General features: G+C 33.9%; 8 protein-coding genes and 8 pseudogenes. 5 read left to right on the top strand and 11 right to left on the bottom strand.

Annotation, left to right across the window (positions count from 1 at the left end; translation table 11 throughout):
- Positions 1-471 precede the first annotated feature (471 nt).
- A pseudogene (locus tag AB3210_RS03110) lies at positions 472-645 on the bottom strand (transposase); the annotation flags it as partial.
- A gap of 108 nt (positions 646-753) precedes the next feature.
- Entirely contained in the window at positions 754-2,025 is a 1,272-nt protein-coding gene (ltrA, locus tag AB3210_RS03105; protein WP_264377358.1) for a group II intron reverse transcriptase/maturase, read from the bottom strand.
- Positions 2,026-2,617: 592 nt separating this feature from the next.
- Here ltrA and AB3210_RS03100 point away from each other — a divergent pair.
- A pseudogene (locus AB3210_RS03100) lies at positions 2,618-3,427 on the top strand (IS982 family transposase).
- Here the strand turns inward: AB3210_RS03100 and AB3210_RS03095 are convergent.
- From AB3210_RS03095 to AB3210_RS03080, 4 genes and pseudogenes are all read right to left on the bottom strand, one after another.
- Positions 3,421-11,205, bottom strand: a complete 7,785-nt coding sequence (locus AB3210_RS03095; protein WP_367363652.1) for a tetratricopeptide repeat protein — start codon at positions 11,203-11,205, stop codon at positions 3,421-3,423. The pseudogene AB3210_RS03100 and the gene AB3210_RS03095 sit on opposite strands and share 7 nt — an antisense overlap.
- 263 nt (positions 11,206-11,468) lie before the next feature.
- Complete coding sequence (locus AB3210_RS03090; RefSeq protein WP_230609089.1) at positions 11,469-12,560, bottom strand: ankyrin repeat domain-containing protein; 1,092 nt, start codon at positions 12,558-12,560, stop codon at positions 11,469-11,471.
- Between the two features lie 111 nt (positions 12,561-12,671).
- Positions 12,672-13,090 (bottom strand): annotated as a pseudogene (gene tnpA / locus AB3210_RS03085) (IS200/IS605 family transposase).
- Between the two features lie 81 nt (positions 13,091-13,171).
- A pseudogene (locus AB3210_RS03080) lies at positions 13,172-13,627 on the bottom strand (ankyrin repeat domain-containing protein); the annotation flags it as partial.
- Positions 13,628-13,689: 62 nt separating this feature from the next.
- Between AB3210_RS03080 and AB3210_RS03075 the strand changes: the two are divergent.
- Both AB3210_RS03075 and AB3210_RS03070 read left to right on the top strand, forming a co-directional pair.
- Positions 13,690-14,518 (top strand): annotated as a pseudogene (locus AB3210_RS03075) (IS630 family transposase).
- 29 nt (positions 14,519-14,547) lie between these two features.
- A pseudogene (locus tag AB3210_RS03070) lies at positions 14,548-15,168 on the top strand (IS4 family transposase); the annotation flags it as partial.
- An 8-nt stretch (positions 15,169-15,176) separates the two neighbouring features.
- Here the strand turns inward: AB3210_RS03070 and AB3210_RS03065 are convergent.
- Positions 15,177-15,557 (bottom strand): annotated as a pseudogene (locus AB3210_RS03065) (transposase); the annotation flags it as partial.
- A gap of 70 nt (positions 15,558-15,627) precedes the next feature.
- Here AB3210_RS03065 and AB3210_RS03060 point away from each other — a divergent pair.
- Positions 15,628-16,072, top strand: a pseudogene (locus AB3210_RS03060) (transposase); the annotation flags it as partial.
- Between the two features lie 327 nt (positions 16,073-16,399).
- Here the strand turns inward: AB3210_RS03060 and AB3210_RS03055 are convergent.
- The 3 genes from AB3210_RS03055 to dprA form a co-directional block, all read right to left on the bottom strand.
- Positions 16,400-16,663, bottom strand: a complete 264-nt coding sequence (locus AB3210_RS03055) for a hypothetical protein (protein ID WP_052264846.1) — start codon at positions 16,661-16,663, stop codon at positions 16,400-16,402.
- Between the two features lie 292 nt (positions 16,664-16,955).
- Positions 16,956-17,096: a hypothetical protein gene (locus AB3210_RS03050; protein ID WP_019078789.1), complete on the bottom strand. Its 141-nt coding sequence runs from the start codon at positions 17,094-17,096 to the stop codon at positions 16,956-16,958.
- A 265-nt stretch (positions 17,097-17,361) separates the two neighbouring features.
- Entirely contained in the window at positions 17,362-18,447 is a 1,086-nt protein-coding gene (gene dprA / locus AB3210_RS03045; RefSeq protein WP_007302781.1) for a DNA-processing protein DprA, read from the bottom strand.
- A 61-nt stretch (positions 18,448-18,508) separates the two neighbouring features.
- Here dprA and AB3210_RS03040 point away from each other — a divergent pair, with 61 nt between their 5' ends.
- Positions 18,509-18,886: a ferredoxin family protein gene (locus AB3210_RS03040; protein WP_052264847.1), complete on the top strand. Its 378-nt coding sequence runs from the start codon at positions 18,509-18,511 to the stop codon at positions 18,884-18,886.
- Between the two features lie 29 nt (positions 18,887-18,915).
- Here AB3210_RS03040 and AB3210_RS03035 read toward each other — a convergent pair whose 3' ends face one another.
- Complete coding sequence (locus AB3210_RS03035; protein ID WP_007302779.1) at positions 18,916-19,182, bottom strand: hypothetical protein; 267 nt, start codon at positions 19,180-19,182, stop codon at positions 18,916-18,918.
- Between the last annotated feature and the right edge of the window lie 225 nt (positions 19,183-19,407).

The following is a 19,407-nucleotide window of genomic DNA, read 5'->3' as shown; positions in this document are numbered from 1 at the left end:
CTCTTATAGTTGAGTGTCACTAATTAGAGAAGTTTAAGCAGCGCATAACCTTGCTTATATTTTGCATAATATACATTTACGTATATTATAATAGGTATATAGATATTTTTTATTAAAAAGGAAGGGGAGGTGCCTTCGTGTGTTGACATCCTCCCCGCCCTAAAGGGCAAGGATTCCTACCACGTTCAGACCGAAGTCTGAATCATCTCGGTGGGTTCCTGCTTCATCGGGAGGCTAAATGCACTATCCCCTCCACAGGCACAACACGGCATGCCCTGCCGCTAAATCTATTATGCTTTTGTGCATATTCGGTGTCAACACCCGCTTCCGCCTTATATCCCCGCCCTGAAGGATGGGGTTTTACGGTGTTTTTTTGATAAGAAAAAGTCTTTTTCGGTGGTTACACCTATATTCTTTATTTCAGCTTTAAAACTGTTAAAATATAGCCCTTCCCATAATAGTCCAAAAAAATCATAAGAAGTAAGAATCGACAGCATGACGAAAAGATGTGAATAGAGGAATGTTTTTCCTAATTCTATTTTCTATAGCAAACCAATTATGCTCAATTTTGTTAAAATCTGGAGAATAAGGAGGTAGATATAAAATTTCTGCACCAACTCCTTTAGCAAGTTCAGTAATCTTATTAACCCCAGTTATGGATTAGAAAGTAGAATTAATAAAGAGAGGAATAGGGGGAGAGTAGACCAGTGGAACTTCCCCTACCAGTCTCTCGCAGAACTGTACATAAACCTCTCAGCTTATACAGCTCCCATTATTTAGCCTTTTTGACCCTAAACCTAGTGTCCAATGATAGAAAATATTTGGAGACCTATCTCTCACCTTTCCTAGAAATTGTCTTGCTAGTCTTCCGTGACTCCTGAGTCTCTTATATTTCCTTTTGACCCACTTTTCTAGATGCCGCTCTACATTCTTTAGAGATTTGTAGACCTCAGTTCTGTAAAATTTGCCATAGTACTGATACCAGCCTCTGACTATTGGATTTACTTTTCCTGATATCTCCTCTAATGTTATATGCGTATTTCGTAGCATTTTCCATGATCTTATGGTTGTAGTAATCTTTTTCTTGGCCTTGTTGCTAATTGCTGGGAGAAATGAAACAAAATGCTTCCCTATTTTATTTCTTGCTAACCTGGGTCTGAATGTGTAACCCAGAAAATCAAAACTTTGTTTAGGAAATTCATCTCTCCTATTGTCATCCTTACAGTACACTATCTGTGTCTTTTTAGGATGTAATTTCAACCTATACTCAGCCAATCTTTCTTCGATCATTACTTTCACAAATCTTGTCTGTTTCTCTGTTCTGCAGTGCACTATCGCATCGTCCACATATCTCTCAAATGGTACCGTCGGATAGTTCTTTTTCATCCATATATCAAACACATGATGCATGAATATATTAGAGATGATTGGGCTAACTGAACCTCCTTGCGGAACTCCTTTATCCCTAACTACTTTACTGCCATCTGCAAGTTGTATAGGGGATTTCATCCACCTTTCAACATATAGTATGACCCATTTGCAGTCTGTGTGTTTCTTGATAGCCTGAAGTGCTAAGTCGTGATCCAGATTGTCGAAGAACCCTGATATATCAAGGTCTACCACCCAATCGTACTTCCAGCATCTCTTACGCGCTGTATCTACCGCATCCAATGCTGATTTATTCGATCTATAACCATATGAATCCTCATGGAATTTTGGCTCCACTAACGGTTCGAGATACATTGTTGCTGCTGTTTGCGCTATCCTATCTGATACTGAAGGAACACATAAAATTCTTTGTCCTCCTCCCATATCTTTCGGTATTGCTACAGCTTTTACAGGCTCTGGAAAATAACTTCCGGATGTCATACGATTCCATAGTTTGTATAGATTATCTTTTAGATTTTCCTCAAACTTTGTTATCGAAACCCCATCTACACCAGCAGCACCTCTATTTTTCGATACTTGTTTATAAGCTCTCCAAATAAGTTGCTTTGGTATATCAAAAGACTTTGTTTTATTCATTAACTCCTCCCTTTCGGTTGATAAATAACTAAAACTAAATAACTCAGCTCCTTCGCTCCATTTCCATTACAGAAACTTCTTCACTACTACGAGCTGATCCGCCCCTGTTTTCCGCATCGGTACTCTCATCCTCAGAGATCAGCTCCTTGGATTTCTCCCTTATCATCGAAACGACAGGTTCCCGCAGTTCCACGCAATAGCCCAAAATAGATTCATGCCACCTCTATGCCGGACGCCATCTATCCAGTAAACAAGCTCCCGATAGATTTATCCCAGGTTAAGTCTAACCCCTGGTTTTGACATCATCCAATTCCTTTCGACACTTTATCAGTGGTTCATTTTCATTCATCTCTCTATTTTACACATGACGCATATTTGCGCCTTTTCCATAACGCTCACTACCTTAGCTTTTTACCAAAGCAGCTTATGGTTGTTTGAAGCCTGCTCTTGTAAGCCGGCTCCGAGGGGCCCACCCCCATCTATTGCGTAGCTTTTGCACTTAGTTTGCTCTTACTTGAACATTCCTTGTGTCTCTACGGCACACTAAACTCAGGTATTTTAGCAAAAATTAAGAGGTTATCCATGAAGAAAGATATTTTACTGTTTTATAGAAGATTTTTGTCACATTGCTGATGAAAAACTTTCAGAAAAGCTTCTATCAAGTGGCAAAAAAACAAAAAGAATACCTGAAATTACCGTGCCAGAAATACTTACTATAATCTTACTTTACCACAATCGCTGTGCAAAAATTTCAAGTTTTTTTACTTGAGTTATCTTAAATTATTGTACAGTTCTGAGTTTTCAAAACTCCCTTCGTATCATAGATTTGTTGCTCTAAAACTCAGGGTTTTATGGTATTTGGCAATGCTTTTGCAGTGGTTCTGCGAGCAAGCAAAAATCACTCTATATTGATACAACTGCAATCGCTGTTTGCCACACAAAAAGGATCGCAAAAAATAAAGTTTTCAAAGAGTTGGCAAATATAGGAAAGACTACCTATGTTCGGTTTTAAATTGCATCTGGTAATCAATGAAATAGTCGAAGTTCAAGTTATTACGCTAACTAAAGGCAGCGTTGACGACAGAAAACCTACACCAAATTTGACTAAAAAATTGACAGGACTTTTGTTCAGAGATAAAGAAGAAGGACCTCTTTGAGAAACTCTTCGATAGAGGTCTAAAACTCGTCACTCAAGTGAAAAAAGGCATGAAAAACGCACTGATTTCTTTAAAAGAGAAGATTCTATTGAGAAAAATTGATTATTGAGACAGTTTTTGGTTGTTTGAAAAATAAATTTGAGCTTCGGCACAGATCCCCCATAAATTTTTTGGTACATACTTTTTCAACATTAGTTTCGTATTCCATGCAGTCGAAAAAGTCCTCTATTTCTAAGCTTTATTGACTCGGATAATCCATAACTGGGGTTTGTAGCTTTTTGTCCACTGTTGTGTTATTAAAATAGCTTCTAGGTTTATTATCAGCAATGTCATTAGGTTGATATCCACCATTAACTATCTGCTGCTTATCAAACATCTTTTCAATATTGCCTTTTAAAATACTCAAAAACTTCTCATTTTCCGGATAGGCTTCTTCTGCGGCTGAATATAATGTACTTGGTATTTTAGAATATCTTTCGTTCCTTACATGACCTGCTATATCTGAATACACTTTAAAAAAGTCAAAACCTTTCACTGATACACCAGATTGTTTAGCTGTTTTTTTAAGTGTCTTTTTAAATTCTTCCATTATATTAAGTGTATCAGCCAGCACTTCTTCATGAGTAGCAGAACAAAACTTAGGAAGAGGATATTTTTTATCTAGGAAACTTTGTAATAAGAAGAATCCTAAACCAAAATTGTTACTGATACAAACTTCACTACTAAATTGGCTAGTACCAGATGTATTAGAATAATTTGCTGAAGTTTCAGGTAGAGCAGCTCTCGAATCTAATAACCCACTCACAGAGCTTTTTACCCAACCAAATAAATGATTTATCCACGAAGATGGTTTTGCACTGCTACTCACCATTCTACGGTTTCTAATGTGCTGCCTATGTCTATGAGGTTGATCAGATAACATGACTTCTGTAAACACATCATCGTACACTTGATCCTTATATTCTTTTTTCACAACATTAACGTCTCTTGCTGTACTTATTTCTTTCTCATAATCTTTTAACACTATCTCTTTATCAGTAAATTTTATTGATAACGTTTTCATCTTAGGTGTTTTATAGAATTTACTAAGTGTAATACTGCAAAAATCATCTTTAGTAATAGTCGAATCAAAAGCATTAGTTATTATTAGATCATGACCATTACTACGAACAAACGTATTGTTTCCTCCTTTTCTAGGCGTGATAAGCTCAGCATCTTTCTCCACATCTTGACCCGTTACCACAATAATTTCTTTATCCTTTTCAAAGATCAAAGGTAGTGGCTTTAATTCTAATTCAGAACTTATTTTCATAGGCGCACTATCTGAGATAATATGAAGATTTTCATACCAATCCAAACCGTCTTTTAATCTTACTGTTAGCACTTCTAATAAAAAACTTTGTCCCATTTCTGCTTCTAACCTAACTAGCAAATCATTTCCATCTTGAAAAATTCTTGGCAGATTAATATGTATTTTCAAATCATCTTGTATTATTTTTATCACGTTACGTAAATCTAACGTATCTATAGAACTTGCTTGATCAGGATTGTAGATGTTTATTTGTGGCATAGAAAAAATATTATGTTCATATCTTTGCTCACCTGAGGCTATAGTAATTACGTATATGTTTTTACCACCATTTCCAATTAAGTGACTGTTATAGATTGGATTATTGTAAATTACCTCACACTTCCCATAGCCAACAAGTATAGATTCATCACCATCTTGAACAGCGATAGTCATATTGAGTTTATTTGCTATAGCTGGGTAACTTTCTATAATTTCATCAATAGTTTTATTAGTATTCTGTATTGCATACAAGTTTCTTTCCTTACCTACTTTTATTTCAGCACTGTCTTTTAATTGATAGATTATATTGTTCATTATGTTATATGAGATAGATATACTAAAGTTACTATTTGCAACTTTTGAGGAAAAATCGAACTTTATACTATTGTGATCTTTAATATCAATACTCTGAATATCAGCAAGCAAGTAGTCGAATATAAACCTATGGTTATTTTCGAAATTAGCAAGTAATTTAACAGATGCACTACCTTTTTGAAATGGTACAATATAGTTAAAGTTACCTTTGAGTGCTAGATTATTTACTTCAGTGTAATTTCTAACTATTACTTGTATATCATAGACACAGTTATTATCTTTTATTTCCAAATAATCAAGTTGATCTTCCTTACCACCATTACCATCCAAGAATTTAGTTTCACATGCACTAAATATATGATCTGCCTTAGCTTTTCTACCAAGCACTCTTTCTACTGAATTAATTTGAAATCCAGAATAACCATATCTGTTGTACACAATAGTGCCAATATTTGTATTTAAATACACATTCACACTCACAGCTTCTTGAGCAAATCCAGTCAGATCTAAGGTATCAATTCCATCTTCTCCGTACAAGGACCCTTCTATCAGATCTCCCTGTAAAACAAAGATATCATTCTTATTTCCCCCATAATATTCTTTAGACCCATCATTCACTACAAATACGTTCGGACTATCCTTAAATCCCCTGGCATAATCTTCACCTTCTCCTAAATTAATTAGATTATATCCTTCTATCTTGTTATTAGATAAACCAATCGCATTTTCGCATAAATATGACCCATAATTTGGAGCAGGTTCGTCATTTCCCTGCGAGAAACAAAACAATTTTCCACCACTTGGATTATTCGGCCTTGCTCTACTCCATTTTATATCGGTTCCTTTTCCATCAAGCAGTACTTTACTGTCTAAGTCTATCTTAAACTTAACTTTGCATTCTTCAGTGTAAAGTGTAACATTAATTCTTCTCATGCATAATTCTCCAAATCCAGCACCACCACACTGCCTTACTTGGTGTGGCACTGTACGACAAGAATTCACAACTGATTTACCAGTAGGGAATACATAGCTTTGAATATCACTATACTCCTTTAAATACTCAAATCCTTGCTTAACTAATTGGTTATAAAGTTGTTTTTCTTCCATTAACTCTTCTATATATTGTTCAGGTTGCATACCTATAAATACACGTAAACCTTCAATAAATTTTTCTCCTCTAGTTAAGTGAATAATTTCATCAGTTTTATCAACTCTCTTTACTGCCATATAAATATCAGTGTAAATAAATACTGCAGTGCCGACTCCTGCTCCAATAGGTCCAGTAATAGATGAAACTCCTTCTAATACTTCAAAACCTTCAGCAACTTCAATCCCAATCTCTGCAGCGTCAACTCCCAGGTAAATGCTATCTCCTACTACGCCAACCAATGCTCCTTCTGTACCATTTTTAAATGCTTTTACCTGATTTACTAAATCATAAATAATAAAGGCAGAAGTACCTCGAGCAAGAAAAGGTGATGCAACTCTTAAAGACCTACCAAGTAATACCTTTTCTTCTGAGAGCAAATTTAATCCTTTACGAGATGCAACTTCAGCAACTTTAGCAAACCCTTGACCACCGGCAATAAAGCCAACATTAATCGCTACACCTTGATAATCTCTGTTTAAAAAGTCAGCTAAAATATTTTTAGCTATCATTCCATGCATAGTTATGCTAGAGATTTTCTTTACTCTATTTAAATGATTCATGACCTTCTGATTACTGGTAAGCCTATTGACCAAATTGCTAAACCTACCCTTAACTTGCACTTTATCTGCTAGCTCAATTAGCTGAGAACGTTTTTCTTCTGGTATATCTTTTATATAGTCAATAAACTTTTTACTATCTATTTTAATTTTACTAAAATCTCTTTTCTCATCTTTTTCTGTATTGAATTCATCTACGTCTTCCCAAGACAGTTCACATTTCCCAATTTTTGCTTCTCTTCTGTTCCTTAATGAACTCGTACTCGGCAAACATTCTTCAACTTTACTCCTTTGATATATTGCAGAAGCCCTTTCTAGTAAATCTTTTGCTCTCTGAACATTACCTAAAGCTCCATCGGCAATAGCTAAATCTTCTAAGGTTATAGCTACTTCAAAATGATTTTCTCCATAATGCTTCTCTAAAATAGGTAAAGCCCTTTCTAGCAACTTTTTTACTCCCTGAGTATCACCTAAACCTCTATAGGCGATACTCAAATTTACTAATATTTTACTTACTTCAACATGATCTCTTTCATGATATTTCTCTAAAATAGATAAAGCTCTTTCTAGCACCTCTTTTGCTTCCTGATTATCACCTAAGGCTATATAATCAGTGCCTAAACTTTCCAGAATCATACCTATTTCAAAATGCTCTTCCCCATAGTGCTTCTCTAAAATAGGTAAAGCTCTCTCTAGCAACTCTTTTGCTCCTTGATAATTATCAAAGTATCTATAGATGGTACTTAAATTTACTAATATTTTAGCTACTTCAACATGATTTTCTCCATAATGCTTCTCTAAAATAGGCAAAGCTCTTTCTAGCAACTCTTCTGCTCTTCCATAATCATCTAAAGCTATATAAGTGATACCTTGATTTGTTTTAGCTATAGCTACCTGAAAATGATCTTCTCCATAATAATTTTCTAAAATAGGTAGTGCCCTTTCTAGTAACTCTTTTGCTGTCTGATAATCACCAAAACCTCTACAAGCAATACTAAGATTTACTAACATTTTAGCTGACTCAAAGTGCTCTTCTTCATAATTGTCACCTAAAATAGAGAATACTCTTTCTATTGACTTTTTCGCTCTTTCATAATCACCTAAAGATCCATAAGCAATACTCAGGTTTATTAGTACTTGAGCTAATGAAGAATGATCCTCCCGATAATGATTCTCTAAAATGGGAAAGGCCCTTTCTAGTAACTCTTTCGCTGTCTGATAATCATCTAAAGCTCGATAGCTGATACTCAGATTTACCAGTGTTCTAACTAATTGAAAACGCTCTTCTTCATAATCTTGCTTTTCAATTTTTAAAGCTCTTTCTAGCAAATCTTTTGCTCTTTGGTAATCACCTAAAACTAGATAACTGTTGCTTAGATTTACTAGTCTTTTAAATACTTCAAAATGATCTTCTCCGTAATGCTTTTCTAAAATAGGCAAAACCCTTTCTAGCAACTCCTTTTCTCTTTTGGGATTACCCAAATTAAAATACCCATCACTCATCCATGTCAACAAATTTTCAAGATAATCCTTTTCTATTTTTTCTTTATCTTGAGGGTTCTTTTTTAACCAACTATCTATACGTGATAAAAATGCCTCTAAGTGCGGTAATAATTCTCGTTTTTTTAAATAGTCTTCTAGTTTATCACTACCATAAGGGAAACTTGCTCTGAGTAGCTCGAAAGTCTCTTTCATAACTTCTTCGCTTTTACCCTCTTCTTCTAACGCTATTTTTGTCACTTCTTGAACTAATTTATGAATACTCAACACACCTTGCTCTTGTTCACCATTAACCATAGAATATTTTATAAGTAAACGAACAGCAGACCTTAATTCCTCTTCATTATTTCCTGTCAAATCTAAAAAGAATTCTCTACTAATATTGTCAGGTGCAAGATAAGACATAACATCAAGAATCCTTAAAGCTAATTTTCCATACTTTTCATTGCTTGCTATCTTATCGGTTGTAATCTTCCAAGCTGTGAAAGTTGTTTTTGCATAGTTATTATCAATTCCTCTAAATCCTTCATAATTAAGCAAATCTTTCGCTTTTTTCTCATATTCCTTTAGGTAATCATCTATATCAAATTTTCTAGTAACTCTTTGATCTTCAATATATGATATTACTTGCTGTATAGCTAAAGGAAAGTGTTGTAATTTCTCTACCAAAGCTTTTATCTTTTCATTTTGAGATTCATCTTCTATAATCAAGCCCTTTTTTACAAATTCTATCGCTTCTTCTGACTTTAATTCGTTCAGATTAATAACTTCTATCCCCCTTTCCCACTCTCGATTACGAGAAGTAATTAAAATATAAGGTCCATTACCACCCGGTAATGAATCATGAATTGGTAAAAACTTATTCAAATAATTACTTTTCTCGGCATCATCAAAAATAAACAAGCTTTTACTATTACTAAAAAAATTGTAAACTTCTTCTACGATAGATCTTATATCCTTTTCTTTTCCATTTGCATCTTTTGTATCAATTTTTAGCTTATCCTTCGCTAATCGAGTAAATGATTCAACAAGAGCTATCTCACTTTCAGCATTGATCCATATAACGTTGTCATAACAATCTTTACTATATTCTTGAACATATTGTCTAGCTAACTCAGTTTTTCCTATTCCTCCTAAACCGCTAATTGAGGTTATTTGTGATATTACTGTTACTTTTTCTGAATTAAGTTGTATCTTATTATGTAGGTCAATTAACTCTTCCCTTCTTCCAGCAAACAAAATTACTGGCTTTTTCACATTAAACCAAATAGGCTTTCTTACTTGCTCTCTTGCTACAACTGCATCATATATCTTATCAAGCTTTTTATCTATTTTCTCGAAACTTTTTTCACTTTCTTTCCTTCCTTCTACAATAGAATCTGCTATCTTGTGACGTTGCCTACTGGCTTCCTGATATTGACTCATTAATTCATCAAAGACTCCCTTAATCTCATTTTGATTACTTTCTATGTAACCTGATAACTCATTAAAATTCTTACCTATATAATCCTCTAATTCATTGAAGTTTTTTTCAGCTTCCTGTTCCATTTCTCCTTTGAATTTGCTTAGTAACCTCTCTTCGACTAACTTCGGATCTTGCTTATTAATCTCATTCAATAATTCATCTTCCCATTCTTCATTTGTTTTCCCATCTGACTTTAAAACATACCTATACTCTTCTCTGGGAGGATTTTCTTCACTGTATTCTTTCATGAATTTTTTTATTTTATTTTCCAACTCCCACTTCAAAAGAAGACGATAGCCATATTTGCTAGTATCACTCTTTCCGTCTATTCTCCTATAGTATTTATCAGCACGACCATCGCTCTTTATCGTTACTAATCCCGCTTTATCAAATATTTCTGCAGTATTCCATGAATTTTTACTTTCTAAAGTATGTCCTAGCTTAATATGAGGAACACCAGTGTAGGTTTGTTTATATCTTTTTGATTTTCCAAAAATAATACCCTCAGTAATTGAGGAAGCACAAAGCTCTTTTTCAGTATTTTTTCTATAGTAATCAACCACTCTATTCACAGCATCTTCTGCTAATTTTGTCATTGCTCTCCGCCAACTTCCTTCTGCTGTTACTTGTATAAATTGGCTCTCAAAACTTTGAAAGATTTCAATACCAGATTTTACTAACTCTTCCCTGACTTTGATTGGATCCTTTTTAAATATATACAATTGATCTATCAGCTTTTTAAGCTCTGCTCTATTATAACTACTACCAATGCTGGATATTGTTGCTCGAAGAATGTTAATTCCAATAAGAGGAATTACTTTTGATTCCGCTTCTCCTTGTTCTGTTCCACCTTTTCCTATATATATTATCATATTAACAAAATCAGCCCATTTACCTTGCTTTCCTCTTTGATTTTCTAGTCTCTTATAGTACTCTGATAAAGAGCGTTCATAAATAAAAACAAAATCTTCAACAAACTTTCTTAGCTTTTCATGTACTTCCTCCTCCTGTGCAGAAAGTCCTTTTACTTGATCAGAAAATTTTTTTAAATGTTCTTCTAGAGTCCTAATAATCTCTCCCTTATTTTGTTGCTTAGCAATATCTAGTGGAGTTTTACCTTGATTATTTTTAATATTTGGGTCTATACCAGACACATTCAAAAGAAGTTCAACAATGTCTTGATGATTTTTGCTTACAGCAACATGTAGTGGTGTATTACCACCATCATTGAGATCAATATCATTAATATTTTCTACTTGAGTAAGTAACCCTTCAATTTCACTAATCTTATTTAGCTGAGGATTATCCGTTCTATGCTCACGTATCGCAAGAAACAACTTGGCAATATTAATATCATTAGGGTTATATTGACGTCTTATTCTATTTTTAAATTGAAAAGATTTTTCTTCCCTATCTAACTTAACTGCTTGTGAATCTGTCCTGAGATAATCTATTACCTTCACCATAAAGTTAATTACTTATTTTATATTTAAATTTAAGATCATATTAGATTTTATTATATATTAGTAAATGAAATCGATAATACAAGTAACTTTTATAGATATTGTATCTTTAGGCTATTTTATTGTCCCAAGTTTGGGACAATAAAATAACCATTTCCAGCGCTCAAAATCAAGAGACGTGAGAAGTGTTTTTCTTGGAATGTGTTGATCTAGCGCCATTCTGTTAAATGAAGGTACGGATACCTTATCACTTATGCTCCTTCATTTTATTGCATGCACCAGTACCTATTGTCAACTAACTGCTGTGAGTCACTATTTTCCAATTGACTATTAACTTTTTCCTCTAACTTATTACAAATGTCACCTTGCATTCTATGATCAAGATCTTCAAATTGCATTGATGTGTCTGATACGTTATCTTGAAGCAGTTGTATATTCGGCGTATTTTCCTTAGATATTGCACTTGTATTTTCTAATCTTCTTTTCTTAGACTTACCTAAATGTATAGTTGTCTTCTGTTGTTTTCTATGTGATTGCACTTTTAAGTCTGAAGAACAAGGGCCTGAGGACATAATTGATTGCGCTTTAACATTTTGGTCATGAATAGCAATACAATAACGCAAAAGATCTTTGTATTCTAGATTCATAGTAGCCCCTTGCTCTAAAAGGTATTCAATAATATCTAAGCGACCAGCGATAACAGCGTATTGTAGAGGACTAACACCATTTCTATCCTGTAGATTTACATTAGCTCCTTTTTCTACAAAGTATTTAACAATATTTAGGTGACCAGCAATAACAGCATAGTGCAGAACCCCCCTACCACGCTTATCTTGTAGATTTATGCAAGCTCCTCGCTCTAAAAGGCTAGGAATAATATTTAAGAGACTACTGAATTTTAGATTCATATTAGCCCATTTATCTGTAAGGTATTCAATAATATCTGAGCTAGCAGTGACAACATAGTGTAAAAAGCTTATACTGTTTCTACAATATAGATTTACACTATCTTCATATAAAGTATTACCAACAGCAAAATCAATTACTTTGGATTGTGGAAGAAATGATTTTTTCTCTATTTCCTTTTCTAAACATTTTTTTCTTTCACTTTCAGTAGACATTTTTTGTGTAGTACCAAGATGATTTAACCCTATTCTTCTCTCCTGTAACTCTTGCATGTTTTTAAGTTCTTGTGATGCCCCTTTTTTTCCAAGATAGGCATACCCAACAGATAATTGTATAAGATTTTTATAAAAACCTATATGATTGCTTTCATACAACTCACCTGAGCTAATCAAGTTGTTGAACTCCGTTAACACTTCATCTAATAGATTTCTTTTATCTTTCATACTTATCATTTTTTCAATAAAAGGACTTCTAAGTATGAAAGGACTTTGCTTTTGGTATTTTAGAATATCAATTCAACCACTATGGATTAAAATCCAAAGATTGAGAGAGAGCATAGAATGCTAACTTTCGACTTGAAAGTCACCAAATTTATCTTCTTTTTTAGAGTGATTTTCAATATAATTTTTTATCATTTCGTCAGTTACATTTCCGCTAGTCCTGACAAACTAGCCTACTGCCCACAACCCAGTATCTCTTTTTTAGCTCTGGAAAGTTTTGCTGGATTTTTCTGGAACTTTTTCCTTTTATTAACTGCACTAACTTACTAATACTTAAGTATGGGGGTACAGAAACGTATACGTGTACATGACTTGACGCAACTCTACCTCTGATAATTTCTACTTGATTATTTGCACATACTTCTTGTACAACTTCTTTAGCTTTCTTTCCAATATCTCCAACTAGTACTGGATATCGATATTTTGTTATCCACACTATGTGATATATATACAGAGTGACTGCTTTTTCTATAATATTCCACATTCTTTCAGATTTTTCACCTTAAAATTATATTCTTAAAAGGATGGACTTCAAGTCCAGGGTTTTTCTCCCAAATTTGGGACAATAAAACTATATTTTCTTTGCTTAATAACTTTATCAGTTTTACGTTATTTGTTGTTATTGCGTACTGAAAAACATCTGTAGCATCTGCTCTTTTCTTTAGCAGTAATTTTACTATATTAAAATGTCTATTTATTGCTGCAAGATATATCGCTGATTCTCCTTTATTGTTTAAAATATCTACTTCAACTCCCTCTTCTAAAATCTCTTCTAGGAACTCCTCATATCCTTTTTTTGCAGCTAAATGAAGTAAACTGTTTTTATCTTCTCCATATTTACTACTCATTAAAATTTCCACTATATCTTGTTTATTCCTTTCTCTTGCATAACAAAATGGTGTTTTGCCTTTATCATCTCTAATCAAAGGATCTATATCTTCTCGCGTTAGTAAAACCTCTATTGTTTTAAGTCTTTCAGCATAATGTAATGGTGTTTTATTTTCATAATCTTGTAAGTTATAGCACTTCTCATAATAGTCCAAAAAAGGTAAGATATGGATTTATAGTAGTGATGGTAAGCATGCCAGCAGCATATAGTTATGACTTAAGGAAAAAGGTAATGGAAGCATTGGATGAAGGAGAGAGTGGAGAAACTGTTGCCAAGAGATTTAAGATTGGAAAAACAACTTTATATGAGTGGAAGAAAAGACGTGAGAAAACGGGAGATTTTCAATCAAAAAAGCTTGGAAGCGTGGCATAAAATTACCGACTGGAATGCATTTGCCGAATTTGCAAATGAGCAAGGTGGCAAAACTCAGTCAGAGATGCTGGGGCAATATTAGTAGACAAACAATTCATCGAGCACTTAAAAATATAGGATTCACAAGAAAAAAAAGACCTACGGATATCAAGAAAGAAATGAAGAAAAGCGAGCTCAATTTTCAAAGGTTATAGCAACAAAAGAACCTAAAGAATTAGTGTATATAGATGAGTCTGGCATTGATAACACTGAACCTATGGGTATTGCCAGAAAGGACAGCGGTTTTATGCCCTAAAATCTGGAAAGAAAACTCAACGAATTAGCATGGTTGCAGCCTTAAGTGGAAGAAAAATAATTGCTCCGTTAACCTTTAAAGGCCACTGCAATATGGATATCTTTAATAAATGGTTTGAGCAGTTTCTGACACCGATTTTGGAACCTGGACAAACTGTTATCCTTGATAATGCTACTTTTCATAAGTCTAATAAGATTTGCTAAAGGAGTTGGTGCAGAAATTTTATATCTTCCTCCATATTCTCCAGATTTCAACAAAATTGAGCATTATTGGTTTGCTATAAAAAACAGAGCCAGGAAAAACATTCCTCTATTCGAATCCTTTCGTCGTGCTGTTGATTCTGCCTTCCTATGACCTGTTCGGACTATTATGAGAAATGCTATAGATTTGGAAAATTTACTATGAACCCAGATAGAGGCAATATAAGATTAAGACATAAAGAAGAGCTACCTGACCTACCGCTCTATGTAGTTCAAGTTATTGAGAAAAATCCTCCTCCTGAATCAACACCACTAGAGTGGATGCTTTTAACGAATCTTTCAGTTAATACTTTTGATGAAGCTATTGAAAAAGTTAATTGGTATTGTCTTAGGTGGAAAATAGAAGTCTTACATAAAATTTTAAAATCTGGCCTTAAAGTTGAAGAATGTAGACTGGTAACAGCAGAAAGATTAATGCGATATCTAACAGTCATGAGTATTATTGCTTGGAGAATTTTCTTTATTACAACAATTGCAAGAACTGATTCAACACTACCATGTACTACATTATTAGCTGAAGAAGAATGGAAAGTTTTATACGTCAAAATACATAAAGTAAAGTCATACCCAAATATAACCCCTACTATAAAAGAAGCTGTTTCATGGATCGCCCAACTTGGAGGTCATTTAGCCAGGAAAAATGATCCAGAACCAGGTCCCATTACTCTTTGGAAAGGGTGGAGACGTCTTTTTGATTTAGCAGAAGGATGGAGACTTGCTACTGAACTTTATATTTGTGGGTAATAGTAAGCCCTATACCCCATGCCACTAGCGTATGTGCTTAAAACCTTTGCTTCAAGTTCCGGATGTAAGCTTGTTTGCCTTTTTTTCACTATTTGTGGTTCAAAACTTCCTTCTCTGTCTTTTGGTGTCAATAGTTCAAATGAACCTGCGCTTGTCTTCAAAGTCTTGCCATTCCTCCCGTTTCTACGATTGTTTTCTTCACTTCCAGCAGATAAATGATGTTCTATTTCACCCTCTAGACTAGCTTCAAGCAGCCTTTTTATAAATGGCGTTAATGCTCCCTCCTTTCCTGTCAACGGTCTTCCTTCTCGTATAGACGACAGGATATTTGTTTCCAACTCTTTATAATCTACCAATCCGTTAGTTCTGTTTACTATTTTCTGACTCATTTTCAAACCTCCATTTTTTTATATCAATTTATTACTTTTTTTCGATTTGACACACTTTTTTGAACATTACCTAGTGCATCAAATAAGGAACTCTCTGAAATACGTATCGAGCAAAAGTTTTCATGAATGATTTGAAAAAAATATACCGTGCTACAAGTAAAGAAATTGCAGAAAATTATTTGCTTGAGCTAGAGGAAAAATGGAGCGAAAAGTATCCATTAGTTGTGAAATCTTGGCAGAACAATTGGGAAAGTTTATCCGGTTACTTCAAGTATTCAGGTCCTGTTAGAAGGCTAATTTATACCACTAATCCCATCGAGGGGCTACACAGGCAAATTAGGAAATTTACCAAGAACAAGGGCGCATTCACCAGCATAAATGCCTTGTACAAGCTGGTATATTGTGCTATAAGAAAGGTGGAGGAAAAATGGACGATGCCTGTACATGATTGGGCATTATCTATATCTCAACTCTATATTTTTTTCCCTAGTAGATTAAAAATTGAGTTGAACTAAAAATTCGGTTTGACACACTTTTTTGAACATTCCCTTTTTCTATCAAATTTTTCGTCCTTGCAGATTTATAAAAGCTCGCATTGTCGAGAACAATAGTCTGTCCAGGTTTAAATACAGGAACAAGTACATTTATCTACATAAGCATCAAAAATCTCGCTGTTGCAGTAGCCATCAATTATCCATGGTGCTTTAACTTTTCCTTCATTCAGTGCTCCAATCATGCTTACCCTCTTTCTTTTAAACCCTGGGCAAATAACCTCTTGACTCTTTGAGACTACCCATATTCATAAAATTCATTGTCCTCTATTCCAGACTCATCTATGTATATCAAGTTTTCTTTCTTCTACTTTTTTTATGAACTCTTTGCGTTTCTCTTTCTCGATAAAGAAAAGTTTTTTTATATGTATAGTTTACTTTGCTAAGGTAGTTATATACTGTGCTTCTACACATATTACCAAATTCTTCAATTATCTTTTCAATTCTAATATCCATCCAGAAATTTGATAAATCTATCCATATCTTTAATCTTATGGCCATATCCTTTGTGATAGCCTGAAGATGGTTTCTGTTTCTTCTTTCCTTTTCCTCCACAAATATATTGTTTTTATGCTCACTTTGAATATTTGACTGATTTTTTTATCGTCATTGTTTTTTTATCGACTACTTTGAAAACACGTTCTTTCAGATCCTCACTATATGGACTTGGCATCTTCTTCTTTCTCATTACTTATTATACCATTATAACCAATTTTGCCATATAGCTAAACCTTTCTTGGGTTAGCTATAGATGATAAAATATTTGATTCTAGTTCTTTATAGTCTACTAATCCGGTAGTTCTATTTGCTTGACTCATTTCAAACCTTCATTTTTTATATCAATTTATTACTTTTCTTTTCGGCTTGACACACTTTTTTGAACGTTCCCCACTTTTTCTATCAACTTTTCAAATTCTTCTACAGTTAAGCCTGTTATATTACGAAAATTTCTTGGGTGTTTCTTTATATTGTAGTAACTAAAGCTCATTTTTTTACCTTACTCTATCTGCTTATTCCTCTTCTACCTCTCTCCCATCATTTTATCATTACCTTTTGCAGCAGGTCTATTGATGCATGAGTCTGGAATCTAGGAATTCTGATTATATATTAAGTTAGTAAGTATAAAAGTTATGTAAAAATACAACGTTTTTAGTGAGATTACGGAAAGCCAGCGTCACACGCTGGAATGACATCTTTCTTGGTGGACTCAAACCATAATGTTTGTACGGTTGTGGACTTATAACTAAAGCAATCTAGAAAATTAATGATATTTTATTCCCCGGAGAACGCTCTATTTTGTTTTCCAACTCTAGTTCTAAAAGAGCCATTAGAGCTATGTTGGCAGAAAGTCCGCTTGCTAATATAAGTTCATCTATATCAACAGGTACAGAGTTAATATGATCAACTATAACATATTTTGCCTGTTGCAATTTTTCTTGTTTTTGGTTAACAGCATAGTGCTCAACATTAAATAGGTTTTTTTGCTGCGGAGGTAAACTAAACCTAATACTCTCTATTATGTCATCAGCGGATTCGATAAGCTTAGCACCGTTTTTAATTAAATAATTACTACCACTACAGCGTGAATCTAGAGGGAAACCAGAAACTGCAAATACCTCTCTCCCTTGATTTAAAGCAAAATCTGCTGTTATTAGAGAGCCAGAACGTTTCGATGCTTCAATCACTACAACACCCAGCGATAGACCAGATATAATTCGATTCCTTTGAGGAAAATACTGAGGTTTTGGTTTAGTAGCAAATGGAAGCTCAGTCATTACTAATCCGCCATTTTCAGTAATTTTTTTGTATAGATCAAAATTTTCTCTTGGGTATACTACGTCAATTCCGCTTGCTGTAACAGCAATAGTGGGGTAATTTTTGTATATTACACTGTTTGCTGCAGTATCAATCCCTCTTGCAAGCCCAGAAATTATGATGAAACCAGCTTGGCTTAAATCGAGTGCCAACTTATTGGCAAAATTTCTTCCATTCATTGAAGAATTACGTCCACCGATTATTGCAATTATCTCACGACTTAATAATGATACATCACCAAGTGTAGTTATTACAGGAGGAAAACCAGAGATATTCCTTAAAATGTCAGGGTAATCTGGATCACATGCTGGTGTTATTTTAGCTCCAATTTTTTCTGCATTCTTAATTTCTTCTCGTGCATTTTGAATTCCATAATCCTTGTTAGTCAACTTATTAAGATATTTAAGCACTTCATATAGCGACCCACATGCTCTAAGTATACTAAAGAACTTTACTGGTCCCACAGTTCTAGCCAAGCTTAGCCATATTTCTAATTCTTCGTTATTTAATTTATTTATCTTCATAAAAGGCTTGAATTTCTTATCAATTTAGTGTACCCAAGATAATGTAAATATACAGTGTTTTATGACGCATTTTGTTACAGATAAATGCATAAAATGTAAATATACAGACTGTGTGGAAGTATGTCCAGTTGACTGCTTTTATGAAGGTGAAAATATGCTCGTGATTAACCCAGATGAGTGTATTGATTGTGGAGTGTGTATACCTGAATGTCCAGTAGATGCAATTGTAACTGATGATTCCATAAGAGATATTCTAGAGCTAGATGAAGGCTTACTGAATAATGAACAAAAAATCTTTAAATCATTTTACAATATAAACGTAGAATATTCGCAAAAATGGCCAAACATTACAGCTAAAAAGCAATCCCTAGATACAGCAGAAGAGTATAAAGAAAAAAAGGATAAGACAGCTTATTTTGATGAAAATTTAGGGTCATAGAGTACAAAAATAGACTTACATTTTTTTGATTAAATAGACATTGAATTGTAAGCGTCTATTTCATCTGCCATAGACGATAATTGTGCACTCTCAAAACGGAGATTGTTTGCAATATCTATTAATTTCTCACTAATTTGTGAACGAGGTTCAGGCACTGGAAAGAAAACGTCACATCTAGCCTTGCATAGAGGTTTGTCTGTTTCATTGAACGCCTCTTCACAGTTTTTGTGGCAAATATGAGATAGGTTACGTGCCTGAAACGTTAATGAATTCGAGTTTTGTGTAGGTATAACCATAATATACTCCTAAATTAAAAAACTAACGCCACGGTAGCATTTATGTGTTAATAAAATTGTAATATTTATATCAGCATAATTACTTTCCAGATAAGTTTACTTTATTGAAAATTTCAGGAAAATATTGTACAATTACTCATGAACTTTGGTAAAACTTACGGCAAACGCTAATGTATCTTTCAGTAAAAAAACCTTACAGCATTTTGCTAAGCTAGTTGAGTTTAC

It is taken from the genome of Wolbachia endosymbiont (group B) of Scrobipalpa ocellatella (genome assembly GCF_964188425.1).
GTDB lineage: Bacteria > Pseudomonadota > Alphaproteobacteria > Rickettsiales > Anaplasmataceae > Wolbachia.
The sequence above is the reverse complement of the archived record's forward strand: the minus strand, read 5'-3'. Positions and strand labels throughout refer to the sequence as shown.

Bases quoted from the DNA above. Each gene is read 5' to 3' on its own strand.
- dprA (WP_007302781.1), bottom strand. From the start codon at position 18,447: ATGAAGATAAATAAATTAAATAACGAAGAATTAGAAATATGGCTAAGC.
- AB3210_RS03040 (WP_052264847.1), top strand. From the start codon at position 18,509: ATGACGCATTTTGTTACAGATAAATGCATAAAATGTAAATATACAGAC.
- AB3210_RS03050 (WP_019078789.1), bottom strand. From the start codon at position 17,096: ATGAGCTTTAGTTACTACAATATAAAGAAACACCCAAGAAATTTTCGT.
- ltrA (WP_264377358.1), bottom strand. From the start codon at position 2,025: ATGAATAAAACAAAGTCTTTTGATATACCAAAGCAACTTATTTGGAGA.
- AB3210_RS03090 (WP_230609089.1), bottom strand. From the start codon at position 12,560: ATGATAAGTATGAAAGATAAAAGAAATCTATTAGATGAAGTGTTAACG.
- AB3210_RS03095 (WP_367363652.1), bottom strand. From the start codon at position 11,205: ATGGTGAAGGTAATAGATTATCTCAGGACAGATTCACAAGCAGTTAAG.
- AB3210_RS03035 (WP_007302779.1), bottom strand. From the start codon at position 19,182: ATGGTTATACCTACACAAAACTCGAATTCATTAACGTTTCAGGCACGT.